This is a genomic window from Euzebyella saccharophila (assembly GCF_014855495.1).
GTDB classification, from domain to species: domain Bacteria; phylum Bacteroidota; class Bacteroidia; order Flavobacteriales; family Flavobacteriaceae; genus Euzebyella; species Euzebyella saccharophila.
The window spans coordinates 556466-569206 of record NZ_JACYFJ010000001.1 but is presented as its reverse complement, the minus strand read 5'-3'; the positions used below and the strand labels follow the sequence as shown (position 1 = coordinate 569206).

At 37.5% G+C, this 12741-nt stretch carries 13 protein-coding genes and 1 tRNA gene; 7 read left to right on the top strand and 7 right to left on the bottom strand.

All coding sequences use genetic code 11. The features are described from left to right. Positions 1–93 precede the first annotated feature (93 nt). On the top strand, positions 94–1152 hold the full coding sequence (locus IL355_RS02305) for a Gfo/Idh/MocA family protein (RefSeq protein ID WP_192460587.1): 1059 nt from the start codon (positions 94–96) through the stop codon (positions 1150–1152). Here the strand turns inward: IL355_RS02305 and IL355_RS02300 are convergent. Beyond that, positions 1142–2350 carry a C40 family peptidase gene (locus tag IL355_RS02300; RefSeq protein WP_192460586.1) on the bottom strand — a complete coding sequence of 403 codons (1209 nt, stop codon included), beginning with the start codon at positions 2348–2350 and terminating at the stop codon, positions 1142–1144. The genes IL355_RS02305 and IL355_RS02300 overlap by 11 nt on opposite strands. Positions 2351–2387: 37 nt before the next feature. Between IL355_RS02300 and dcm the strand changes: the two genes are divergently transcribed. The 3 genes from dcm to IL355_RS02285 all read left to right on the top strand — a co-directional run bounded on the left by dcm (position 2388) and on the right by IL355_RS02285 (position 4859). Then, on the top strand, positions 2388–3614 hold the full coding sequence (gene dcm, locus IL355_RS02295) for a DNA (cytosine-5-)-methyltransferase (protein ID WP_192460585.1): 1227 nt from the start codon (positions 2388–2390) through the stop codon (positions 3612–3614). Positions 3615–3617: 3 nt separating this feature from the next. Further along, on the top strand, positions 3618–4220 hold the full coding sequence (locus IL355_RS02290; RefSeq protein ID WP_192460584.1) for a hypothetical protein: 603 nt from the start codon (positions 3618–3620) through the stop codon (positions 4218–4220). A 258-nt stretch (positions 4221–4478) separates the two neighbouring features. Beyond that, the gene (locus IL355_RS02285; RefSeq protein ID WP_192460583.1) at positions 4479–4859 is read left to right on the top strand and encodes a hypothetical protein; all 381 of its coding nucleotides are present in this window, start codon (positions 4479–4481) and stop codon (positions 4857–4859) included. Positions 4860–4910: 51 nt separating this feature from the next. Here the strand turns inward: IL355_RS02285 and IL355_RS02280 are convergent, their stop codons facing one another. From IL355_RS02280 to IL355_RS02270, 3 genes are all read right to left on the bottom strand, one after another. Continuing rightward, the gene (locus tag IL355_RS02280; protein ID WP_192460582.1) at positions 4911–5354 is read right to left on the bottom strand and encodes a GNAT family N-acetyltransferase; all 444 of its coding nucleotides are present in this window, start codon (positions 5352–5354) and stop codon (positions 4911–4913) included. Beyond that, the gene (locus tag IL355_RS02275; RefSeq protein ID WP_192460581.1) at positions 5355–6269 is read right to left on the bottom strand and encodes a cation diffusion facilitator family transporter; all 915 of its coding nucleotides are present in this window, start codon (positions 6267–6269) and stop codon (positions 5355–5357) included. 96 nt (positions 6270–6365) lie between these two features. Beyond that, complete coding sequence (locus IL355_RS02270; RefSeq protein ID WP_187458085.1) at positions 6366–6797, bottom strand: RpiB/LacA/LacB family sugar-phosphate isomerase; 432 nt, start codon at positions 6795–6797, stop codon at positions 6366–6368. 642 nt (positions 6798–7439) lie between these two features. Between IL355_RS02270 and rnr the strand changes: the two genes are divergently transcribed. The 3 genes from rnr to IL355_RS02255 all read left to right on the top strand — a co-directional run bounded on the left by rnr (position 7440) and on the right by IL355_RS02255 (position 11159). Next, positions 7440–9635 carry a ribonuclease R gene (gene rnr, locus IL355_RS02265; protein WP_192460580.1) on the top strand — a complete coding sequence of 732 codons (2196 nt, stop codon included), beginning with the start codon at positions 7440–7442 and terminating at the stop codon, positions 9633–9635. Positions 9636–9690: 55 nt separating this feature from the next. Further along, the gene (locus IL355_RS02260; RefSeq protein WP_192460579.1) at positions 9691–10371 is read left to right on the top strand and encodes a head GIN domain-containing protein; all 681 of its coding nucleotides are present in this window, start codon (positions 9691–9693) and stop codon (positions 10369–10371) included. 110 nt (positions 10372–10481) lie between these two features. Beyond that, on the top strand, positions 10482–11159 hold the full coding sequence (locus tag IL355_RS02255; protein ID WP_192460578.1) for a LysE family translocator: 678 nt from the start codon (positions 10482–10484) through the stop codon (positions 11157–11159). Between the two features lie 65 nt (positions 11160–11224). Here the strand turns inward: IL355_RS02255 and IL355_RS02250 are convergent. The 3 genes from IL355_RS02250 to IL355_RS02240 form a co-directional block, all read right to left on the bottom strand. Beyond that, a tRNA-Cys gene (locus tag IL355_RS02250) sits at positions 11225–11298 on the bottom strand. 44 nt (positions 11299–11342) lie between these two features. Further along, positions 11343–11705 carry a dihydroneopterin aldolase gene (gene folB, locus IL355_RS02245; protein WP_192460577.1) on the bottom strand — a complete coding sequence of 121 codons (363 nt, stop codon included), beginning with the start codon at positions 11703–11705 and terminating at the stop codon, positions 11343–11345. Positions 11706–11778: 73 nt separating this feature from the next. Then, the gene (locus tag IL355_RS02240) at positions 11779–12732 is read right to left on the bottom strand and encodes a PorP/SprF family type IX secretion system membrane protein (protein WP_192460576.1); all 954 of its coding nucleotides are present in this window, start codon (positions 12730–12732) and stop codon (positions 11779–11781) included. Positions 12733–12741: the final 9 nt, after the last annotated feature.

The following is a 12741-nucleotide window of genomic DNA, read 5'->3' as shown; positions in this document are numbered from 1 at the left end:
GGGGTACGCCAAAGTTGTTTTTCCAGCCTATACTAGAAGTATATTCATTAAAATTACCTACAATTCTTAATTTTAAGCCTAATTATTTTTAAAATGACCATTAAAATTTTAGTAGTAGGTTGTGGTAATATGGGAACCTCACATGCCAGGGCCTATCATCAATTAAATGGCTTTGAAATTGTTGGGTTAGTAAGCCGTACTCCAGAAAGTAGGGAAAGACTATCTAAAGAATTAGGTGGCTACCCCACTTTTAGTTCCTATCAAGAAGCCTTACATACCACCCGGCCAGATGCGGTATCCATAAATACTTATCCTGATACACATTCTGCTTATATACAAATGGCACTGATCGCCAACGCCCATGTTTTTGTTGAAAAGCCTTTGGCATTAACGGTAGAAGATGCCACGTCACTGGTTGCACTTGCGGCTGAAAGGGGAAAAAAGATGGTGGTTGGCTATATTCTAAGAGTTCATCCAGCTTGGGAAAAATTCGTAGAAATTGCCCGTAACCTTGGGAAACCTTTGGTCATGCGAATGAATCTTAACCAACAAAGTTCAGGTGGCCATTGGCATACACATAAACAATTGATGAAATCTATGTCTCCCATTGTAGATTGTGGGGTTCATTATGTGGATATGATGTGTTTGATGACCCAATCCGTTCCGGTCAGTGTAAGCGCCATTGGGGCCCGTCTTACGGAAGAAATAGATAAGAGCATGTACAACTACGGACAGTTGCAGGTTCGTTTTAAAGATGGTTCCGTTGGTTGGTATGAAGCAGGATGGGGTCCTATGATGAGTGAAACGGCCTTCTTTGTAAAGGATATAATTGGGCCCAAAGGTTGTGTTTCCATTATTGACGAGGCAAAAGGCGATTCTGACGATGTAGACAGCCACTCCAAAACCGGATCCCTAAGATTACATTACAGCGCTACGGATAGGGAGGGAAATTTTACGGAACCCGATAAACTATTGGACACCTCTGATGAACCGGACCATGATGCCCTATGCCGTTTGGAACAAGAATATTTTCTAAAAGCGATAACCGATGATATTGATTTAAGCGACCACCTAAGGGACGCCATCAATAGTTTGCGCATTGTATTGGCAGCGGACAAATCCTTTAGGACGGGACAAACCGTTATTCTTTAAATAGCGGTATTTGGGTAAGATCTATTAAATCCGGGTCCTTTTCCTTTAAGATTCGTTTGGTTCTCAAATACCTGTTTCGGTTCCATTCATCAAAATTATAGGCCTCTGGATCTATACTACTGATGCGAACCATATTGGAGGCATGAATAAATTCATTATTACCGATCCACATACCAACATGCACCACCTTTTCAGCAGTAGAGTCGGTAGCTTTTCGACCAAAAAACAATAAATCTCCTTTTTCCAAATCTTCAAAATTCTGGATTGAATCAATAGATTTACCCGTATGTACTTGCTGTGAGGCATCCCTAGGAATAACCATTCCATTTAAAAAATAAATGGTTTTGGTAAACCCGCTACAATCCATTCCCTTTGTTGAAGTTCCTCCCCATAGGTAGGGAACACCCATTAATTCCTTTGAAGTGCTAACCAAATCTTCAACTGTTGGATTCATTTGATCGATCCATTGGTTATAGTCTTCCGCCTCGGACTTTACTACAAAAGCCTTTCTTCCATCGGGATAGGACACTTCAAAAAATTCATCGGTAGCGGACTCCACCTCGAGCACATTTCCTGCCACCAAATCTGAAATAATACCGTCCTTGGCCTCATTGGCATAGGAATGACCGTAGGTTTTGGTATAAATTATTTTGGATGATGCTTGCCAGGCTTTCATATCATCTGAATTCATCAATTGAATTCCACCGTCATCTACCCAGGATAAATATTTATCAGGAGTCTGAATATAGAACCATCCCCCCTCTTTTTTAAGTACCTTTACCGGTGTTCCCAAGGTAGCCTGTGTGGCAAGTTCTGCGGAATGTTTTGGGTTGCTCCGTAAATTTGCAACAGATATGTTAACTACTGCCTGTACGGTATCTCCCAAAGTTTTGGCAGGCAACAATCGCAGCTCGTCTGTAAAATCAAAATCGGATTCCTTAAGTTCTTTCCTTAGCGCATGTAAGGCCTCGGCACTGTTGCTTTCGCCAGTAATCAAGTATTTTTTACGGTCAGTATAAACATGAACGTCAAAAAGAACCGTTCTTTTATCGGGTGCAAATTCTTTTCGTACCTCCTTTATTTTATTTAGGAAAACCTGTTCTCGAGAAGTGATGCCCTCGCAAGCTATCACAGCTATAAAGCCAATACACATCAACATTTTCAATAAAACCCTTCCACTCTTTGCTTTATCCATCATTCCTTTTCCGAAATCAAATTAGTTAACTTTGGTCTCCATGGAGAAATTCAAAGTTATAGAACTTTTTGCTGGTGTGGGCGGTTTCCGGCTAGGACTTGAAAAAAACGGGAAGTTTGAGGTTGTTTGGAGCAATCAATGGGAACCCAGCACCAAAACCCAACATGCCTCTATGGTCTATGAAGCGCGTTTTGGTGAACAAAATCATTCCAACCAAGATATTGCTGAAGTGCCCATCGAGGACGTTCCCAAGGCCGATTTATTGGTAGGCGGATTTCCCTGCCAGGATTATTCCGTGGCCACTACCTTACAGAATTCAAAAGGTCTTATTGGTAAAAAGGGGGTGCTGTGGTGGAGCATCCATCGTATTTTAAGTGATCAACAAAAACCGGTACCCTACCTGTTTCTGGAAAATGTAGACCGCCTTTTAAAATCTCCTTCCTCACAAAGGGGACGGGATTTTGCCATCATGCTCAAAAGTTTGGATGACTTGGGCTATGCCGTAGAATGGCGCGTAATAAACGCTGCGGAATATGGAATGCCACAGCGCCGAAGGCGCGTTTTTTTTCTGGGCTATCACAAATCTACCCAAGTTTATAAGCAAATAAATACTTGTGATAAAAAGGAATGGGTACAAAGCAATGGTACCATGGCAAAAGCTTTTCCTTTGAAAAACTCGATGAAGAGACCTATGGAAGTGCCTATTGAAGATGATTTGGTGAGCCTATCAGATAATTTTAACAAAGGAAAAAAACTATCCCCCTTTCAAAATTCCGGAGTCTTTATCAACGGAAAGGCATATACCATGAAAACCGAAGCAGATTATCATGGCGATTATATGAGCTTAGGGAAGATTCTTCAAAATGGAGATATACCGGAGGTATTTTATATACCCGAAGAAGACTATCCCAAATGGGAATACCTTAAAGGTGCCAAAAAGGAAACAAGAACCGCTAAAAACGGATATACCTATAACTATAGTGAAGGGGGAATGATATTTCCAGATGCTCTGGATAATGCCTCAAGAACCATTATTACCGGGGAGGGCGGTAAATCTCCTTCCAGGTTCAAACATGTAGTACAGACTAAAAAAGGACTCAGGCGATTGACTCCTGTAGAACTGGAAAGATTAAATATGTTTCCTGATAATCACACCAAGTTAGAAGGAATTACCGATACAAAAAGAGCCTTTTTTATGGGCAATGCCCTGGTGGTTGGTGTGGTTGAAAAAATTGCCGAAACGCTCTATCGAAAAATTAAAATTTAAGTCTTGAATCTAAAAAGTAATTTTAAGGAAGATTTGCAAAAGGAACAAAGGTTACAAATCTTACTAGATTGCTATTATAAGACCTATTTACAAAACTATTCGTTCCAAAGAGAGAGTGATCTAAAAAAACAGCTAAAGGGTATTGACTTGGTATTGACCCAAAGAAACACCAATATATCCTATAATGTTGATGAAAAGGCGCAACTGGATTATATTAATGATGACCTACCCACGTTCGCTTTTGAGATAAACTACTTTAAAAATGATAAAATAAGAATGGGTTGGTTGTTTGATACAAAAAAAGAAACCCATTTTTATTCTTTGGTTACGGCCATTTATGAAGACGAACCCAACAAATTCACTTCCTGTAAAATAACGTTTGTAAATCGTAACAAACTACTGCATTTTTTATCTGACAAAGGAATTGACCAGAATACCTTTTATCATTCAGATTTAGTTCACGGTAAAAAAATTATACCACAACTTCATCATAGAAAACAAGGATATCTCTACCTGTCTTCAAATAACAAGGCTGAAAAGCCTTTGAATCTAATTTTAAAGCTCGATTTTCTAGTAGAAATGGGTATCGCTAAAAGATTGACCTAAAAATTTCACCGACTAGCTAGTCGGTGAAAATATATATCAATTAAGTTCACATGGGTACTTGTGCAATTCATCTAATGAAAGTCTCCAATCTCCTATGATGGCGGGTACACCGCAGAAAAATAATACTTCAAAAACCGACCGTCTGGTTGGTTAATTAAAAATGAAGCAGCTTCATTTGAATCTTTTTAATAATCTTAAACTACTGTTAATCAGCTCCTCGTTTTTGTGTATTTGCTAAAAAAAACTATTTTAGAAGGTATGGTAAAAGTAGAAAAGTCAGAAAATCAGGAATTTTTAGAGAAGTCAATCAATCATTTGGAGGCCACAGGTTTTGAGAATATCAAAGCCGATATGGATGGGTATGATACCCCCAAATCCTACGTAAGAAAGGGCAGGGGTGCAGAAACTACCATTACCCCAGATATAGTAGCGGTTAAAAATGGCCGTAAGTACTATTTTGAAATTAGCCTAAAATCTGAAAAACCGCGGTTATTGAAGACCAAGTGGTTGTTTTTGGATACCTTAAGCCGAATGAATTCCAATCGTTTCCGTATAATTACCACTCGTGGTCATTACAAGTTTACGGATAGTATGCTACAGGATATCAACCTTAGTAACAAGGAACCTATTAAAATTTAAATAGGTATTTCTCTAATTTTTCTTTCCCTCTACCGGCTGCATTTGCGGCCTTTACTTGTTTAATAGCATTGCTATATGGGGAATTCCATCTTCCAAATACCCTTCTCCCACTTGATGAAATCCAAAATCATGATAAAATCGCTCTAAATAAAGCTGCGCCGATATTCTAATAGTTGTTTCTAAAAAATGATTCTCAATAGCCAAAATGGAAGCTTTTACAATATCCTTTCCGTAACCATATTTACGTTCCGACTTTTTAACGGCAACCCTTCCAATGGAGGCTTCCTGAAAATAGTCCCCTCCTTTAAAAACCCTGGTATAGGCAATTATTTCACCTCGTTTTTTACCTATTACATGTACCGCCTTTTCATCCTTACCATCAATATCTTGGTATACACAATCCTGTTCAACCACAAAAATTTCACTTCGAAGTTTAAAAATATCGTGTATTTCTTCAACCGATAATTCATCAAAAGATTTCGCTTCTATTACCATTTAATCCTGCACAATTATATGTTTGCTATCAGGTTTGCCATATTCCGGCTGTATGGTTACATGGTTAATGCCGTACTTATGAAAAACCTCCTCTTCTATTTCCTCTAAGATAGATTCGAATTGAGATAAACTAATGTCTTCATTAAAATCTAAATGTGCTTCTAAATGCACCTCGTTCTCATTCAATTGCCAAATATGCACATGATGCACATTTTTTATGCTGTCCATTTTTCCTATGCTATCCACAATATCCTGTACCTGAATGGTGTTTGGTGTAAATAGCATTAAAACCCGCGTAGATTCCTTTAACAAATCCCATCCTACATAAATAAGATAAATTGCTATACCTAGAGTAAGCAAAGGGTCTATCCAATAGATTTTGTAGAACTTCATAAGTAAACCACCTATCAAAACAGCCACGGATGCCAACATATCCGTAAGTAAATGTAGGTAAGCAGATTTCATGTTCATATTGCTTGCAGCATCCTTTTTAAGAAGGAATACGCTAAACCCATTGGCTAGTATACCCAAAAGTGCCAACCAAATAACCAGATTGGATTCTATTTGCTGTGGATTCAGAAAACGCTCTACCGCTTCAATTATCAAAATGACCGAAACAATCAACAAGGTGGCGGCATTTACAAAAGCAGCTATAATTTCCGCCCTTTTATATCCAAAGGTTTTATTGGCTGATGCCTTTCTTTTAGATAATAAATTGGCGATGTAGCTGACGATAAGGGAGAGTACATCACTAAAATTGTGTAAGGCATCCGATAACAGTGAAAGACTCCCGGAAATTAGACCACCAATTACTTGAAAAACCGTAATTAGTGTATTTAGAAAAATGGAAATGAGTAAATTTTTTCCACTTAACTCCGTATGACTATGTACATGGTTATGATGTGAATGCCCCATAAACAAAGATAACCTGTTGCCTTCGAGACAACGGTTAAATAAACCCCAAAACTAGGGCATCAAATTTTAGTAGACTAAATTGCGGATAATGGTCAACTATACACAAGGTATCTTTTCAATTCTACGTTCGTGTCTCCCGCCTGCAAATTCTGTATTTAGAAAAGTCTTTACCATATCCAATGCTTGCGGAAGGGAAATGTATCTAGCTGGTAGGCTTAGAATATTGGCGTCATTATGTTCCCTACCCAATTCAACAATTTCTTTGTTCCAACAAAGGGCACACCTTACTTTTTGATGTTTATTGGCGGTCATGGAAGCACCGTTACCACTACCACAAACGATAATGCCAAAATCCACTTTTCCGTTTTCAACATCATCTGCCACAGGATGGACAAAATCTGGGTAATCAACACTATCCGTACCGTCCGTACCATAGTTTTGAACATCAATGTCCATAGCCTTTAACATTCCTACTATGGCCAGTTTATACTCCGTTCCTGCGTGGTCATTACCAATGGAAATTTTCATCTTTTCTAAGGTGTTATGTTATAAGATAAAAGGTTTTTAATATTTCTAATAAAACCTCTACAAATGTACAAAATAGAACAGCTTCACCACACAATAGCTACAGTTCACAACAATAGTTTGAATCCTTGAGACCCTCATTGTTTATTTGTACTATCCACAAGGTTTATTAATTGTTAATAACCTACCAAAAAATTCTGGATCTTAAATTTTGTTTTCTCGTCCTAATATCCCCTTATAAACTCCGGCTAAAGACCACAAATTATTTTATTTCAATTTTACATTCAACTTTCAAACAATAAACACACTTAATTAACACTAATTTTACCTTTAGTTTTCAAAAAATTCATGTTTAAAGTTGTTATCAACCTCTTTTCATAAGAAATTTAATTAGCTGATTTACTGTATTCTTAATCGTTTAAAGATTGTCAATAACTTCTTGAATCTGTTTACAGCAAGTTTCCTACCATTTTTTTTTAACCATTATTAACAACCCATTATAACCATCATTTTATTTTAAATTTTAAAAAAGAAAAAGAATGATATGAATATATATGTTGATAACAATTACTTAAGATAGGATTACTGATAAAATGAAGCTAATGGATTATAATTTGTAATTTTCCATTATATAAGAAATATTTAATGTCCAAGAAAAAGAAGAAAGCTAGAAATCATAGAAAGAACGAGATTACCAAAGGTATCTTTACAATTTTAGAGAAGAACCCTAATAAAACGTATAATTACAAGCAGATCGCTTCTCACCTTGGTTTAGATAATACTCAAGATCGCAATCAGTTGATCAAGCGATTGGGTGAACTCAAACAATCTAACCGTATTGTAGAAGAAGAAAGGGGAAAATATAGAGCTGTTGAGAGTACTAAAAAGTACCATACAGGTACTGTAGATTTAACAGGACGCGGTAATGCCTATATTATAGTAGAAGGGTTTGAGGATGATGTCTTTGTGCCATTCAATAAAATTAAAAAAGCGTTTCACGGAGATACGGTTGAAATTTATGTCTACCCCAGAAGGAAAGGAAAAAAATTGGAAGGGGAGATTACCAAAGTGCTCGAGCGAAAAAAAACGGAATTCGTGGGTATTTTGGAAGAGCAAAAAGCCTTTTCGTTTGTGCGACCTACAGACTTTAGAATGTACACGGATTTCTTTATTCCCAAAGAAAAAAGCGGAGATGCTAAAGATGGGGACAAAGTAGTGGTACAGTTTGATAATTGGCCAGATGATGTAGATTCTCCCTATGGAAAAGTAATCGAAGTACTTGGAAAACCAGGTGAACACAATACTGAAATTCACGCCATTTTGGCCGAATATGGGTTACCTTATGAATTTCCAACGGAAGTTCAACGTTTTGCAGATACGTTGGATACTTCCATTAAGGAAGTAGAAATAGCCAAAAGAAGGGATATGCGTGAGGTGCTTACTTTTACAATAGATCCCAAGGATGCAAAGGATTTTGATGATGCATTGTCCTTTCAGGTTTTGGAAAACGGAAATTATGAAATTGGTATTCATATTGCTGATGTTTCCCACTATTTACAACCGGATACTATTTTAGAAGATGAAGCTTACGAACGTGCCACTTCGGTTTATTTAGTGGATAGAGTAGTTCCTATGCTTCCAGAAGTACTTTCCAATAACGCATGCTCCTTAAGACCGCACGAGGAGAAATATACTTTTTCTGCCATTTTTGAATTGGATAAAAATGCGGGTATTAAGAACCAATGGTTTGGTAGAACGGTGATCAATTCCAATGAACGATTTGCGTATGAGGAAGCGCAGCATATCATAGAAACAAAAAATGGAGATATTCCAGAAGAGGTATCCATACGTGCCAACAAGCCTTATTCTGTATCGGAGGACGTTGTAGAGGCAACCCTAGAAATGGACAGACTGGCAAAAATCATGCGTAACCAACGTATGCAAAAAGGTGCCATATCCTTTGATAAAGTGGAGGTTCGTTTTAATCTAAACGAGGAAAGTGAACCTGTAGGGGTTTATTTTAAGGAATCCAAGGATGCCAATAAGCTTATTGAAGAGTTTATGCTGTTGGCCAATAGAAAAGTTGCAGAGTTTATAGGAAAGCAAAAACCGGAGAAAACATTTGTGTACAGGGTGCATGATGATCCGGATGAAGACAAATTAATGGCCTTAAACGGTATAATTTCTAGGTTTGGTCATAAGCTTAACTTTAAGGATAAAAAGTCCATTAGCAACTCTTTAAATCAGCTTCTGGAAGATGTGAAGGGTAAAAAAGAACAAAATTTAGTAGATACCTTGGCCATTCGCAGTATGAGCAAGGCCATTTATACTACGGACAATATTGGTCACTATGGTTTGGCTTTTGACTATTATACGCATTTTACTTCTCCCATTAGAAGATATCCGGATGTTATGGTCCACAGGTTGCTGCAGCATTACCTGGATGGTGGGGATGCTGCCAAAGTTGAAGTGTACGAACAAAAATGTAAGCATTCTTCGGATATGGAGTATTTAGCGGCCAGTGCGGAAAGGGACTCCATTAAATATATGCAGATCAAATTTATGGAAGACCATAAAGACCAAGAGTTTGTTGGGGTCATTAGTGGTGTAACGGAATGGGGAATTTATGTAGAAATTATTGAGAATAAATGCGAAGGAATGGTTCGCATCAGTGATATAAAAGGGGATTATTATATCTTTGATGAACGAGAATACGCAATTGTTGGTGAACGCACCAAGAAAACCTATCAGCTGGGAGATGAAGTTGTAGTCATGGTAAAAGATACCGATCTCATCAAAAGGCATTTGGATTTTTCCCTATTGGGAAAGCACGGGCAATAGGACTTTTTTTGGAATAGATTTTGTTTTAACAGTAACAAATCAACCTAAAAACCTCATGAAGCAGTTCTTTTTATGTACGCTTGTTTTTTTTGGCGGTCTTCGGCTACAGGCTCAAGATTCTAAATTAACACAGGAACTTACCCGGTTCACGGAGGTAAAAGCTTTTGACGGAATTTCCGTAAAGTTGATTAAATCCGATACGAACAAAGCTGTAATTACCGGTGAGAATATTCAGAAGGTTTCCATTGTTAATAATGATGGGGTGTTAAAAATCCGAATGCAATTGGATAAGATTTTCAGTGGCTATAAAACCTTTGTAGATCTTTATTATACTGATAAATTGGTCATCATAGATGTTAATGAAGACGCAAGAATAACGAGTGAACAAACACTTCAACAGGATGTTCTTGAATTAAAGGCGCAGGAAGGTGGGGAACTGGAAATTGATGCCCAGGTAGAACAACTTTTAATCAAAACAGTTACCGGTGGAGTCATAGCTACCAAAGGAACTTCAGATCTACAGGATGTTGCCATTAATACTGGTGGTATTTACGAGGGAAAGGAATTAAAGACCAAATTTTCTACCGTAAACGTAAATGCAGGATCTAGGGCAGAAATATATGCTTCAGATTATGTGAAAGCTACCGTTAAAGCAGGCGGTGAGGTTTTAGTTTATGGTGATCCGGCTAAAATGGACGAGAAAACAGTTTTTGGTGGTACGGTCACTCGTATGTAATTTTATACCATCTTATCCTGTAATTGGATATAATCAACCTATCTTATGTATGATAAATCTCCGGTAGTAGTCCATTACCGTAAGGTCTATTTATAATAATTTTTTTGAGTATGATAGAAGACGTACAGGCAGCAATTCCATTAGGCTTATTATTAAGCTTTATGATTGGTCCTGTCTTCTTTGTTCTGTTGGAGACCAGTGCTATTAGAGGCTTCCGTGCGGCGCTGGTATTTGACCTTGGGGTTATTATAGCAGATATCCTTTTTCTGGCCATCGCCTATTTTAGTAGTTTTCAGTTATTGGAAAATTTAAGCAACCAACCAGGGTTATACGTTTTTGGAGGCGTCATTCTTTTGGTCTATGGAATAATTACCTTTTTTAAAAAGCCTAAAAAAGAGATCAAGGATAAAATTAAAGCCAGTAAACGTAGTTATCTGGGACTTTTGGTAAAAGGCTTTTTATTGAATTTCATCAATATTGGTGTTCTTATTTTTTGGTTGGGTCTATTGATAGTTGTTGGCCCTAGTTTAGATAACCAACCCAAAAGGCTGTTCGTTTTTTTTGGTAGCATGTTAGGTGCCTATTTTGCCATGGATATTGTAAAGATATTGCTAGCCAAGCAATTGAAAAAGAAACTAACTTTTGAACGAATTTCTTGGGTAAAAAGAGGTCTTGGAGTTATTCTAATTATTTGTGGAATAGTACTAATCGTAAAAGGCTTTTTACCTAAAGATCAATTCAATATTGAAGATGGCATAGAAAGGATTGAACTTGGCCATTTTGATTAATTCCTAAAAAATAAAGAACTTGTATAAAGAAAAACCCTGATTTCTACTAGAAATCAGGGTTTTTTTGGAGGCATCGAGCGGATTCGAACCGCTGTACAAGCTTTTGCAGAGCTGTGCCTAGCCACTCGGCCACGATGCCTTTTGCAAGCGCAAAGGTAAGTTGTTTCTTGGATAATGTAAAACCTAAGCGATTCTTTTTTCTTCTAGAACAATGGTAACTTTTTCTACATCCCCACCAATGGGCGGATTAATTTTTGATACCCACACCTGTGCGGCCTCTACAACGGAAATTTCGTTAAAAATTCGGGTGATAATCCTATGCCCTACATGTTCCAACAGTTTGGAAGGTATTTTCATTTCTTCTTTAACGATGTGATTGATATGCACATAATCTACAGTATCTGACAATTGGTCTGATACCGATGCCTTGGTAAGATCGGCATCAACGGAAATGTCTACCCTGTATTCGCTACCAATAGCAGTTTCTTCCTTTAAACATCCGTGATGGGCATATACCCGAATGTTCTCTACTTTAACTTTTCCCAAGATGGATAATTTTTTGCAAAATTACATTAAACTCCTAAAAGGTTGGGTATAAAATAGCCTGTAAGAAAGTTGCTTAGTATGTACAACGACAGTTACTCAAACCTTGAAAAAGATCTACTCCTATAGTAACAACATGGGTACCTGTACTATACGTAATAATTTCATTAAGTATTATTTGATACGAATAACCAAAGTAGAAGTTGTTCTTCTTTAAACCCGCAAAAGGTGCAATGTATAATGGACTACCTATTTGGTCATTTAAGAAACGATAGTTAACACCTGCATAATAGTAGTCTTCAAAATCATACCATCTAAATTTTAGGTTTAAATCGGTTTCTGAACGACCATCACTCTCAAAAACTTTGAAAAGTAAAGAGGGTTCGATTTCTAGATCGGAATTTTTGTTCTTTCTATATCTGTACCCTGTATACACATAGTAATTTCTAAGCTCGTTGGGCTCATCTGCGTCAAATGTAAAATTACTGGGGTCTTTACCTAATAGGTTGGAGGCATTGGCACTAAGGTAAAATTTACCATAGCGGTACATGGCACCCACGTCAAAGTTATGGTTGCTGGTCTGTCTATTGTTGATGACCCCTGGGTCTAAATTAGCATCGATAAATTCATCGATATCAATCCTAAATTGGTTAAAATTATATGAAATACCAAAGGATAAGAATTCATCGTCATAACGATCCAAGGTTAAGTGGTGGGCAAAAGAAACACGTGCACCTTGTTGTTTGGTATATCCATTTTTATCATTGTACAAAAACACACCGATACCTGATTTTTCTCCCAAACGCATATCAGCTGCCAATGACTGGGTCTGCGGAGCATCTTTAATACCTACCCACTGCGTAAGTCCGTTAAGTCTAATTTTAACGTGATCTCCAATACCTGCATATACAGGGGACAGGACAAAGGGATTGTCCGCCAAATATTGGGAGAGCTGTGGAGAGTTGAGCTCTTGGGCTTTTGTGGTTATGATGCCCATAAAGAGCAACAAGGGCCATAGTATTTTGCGCATGGTTTAGTT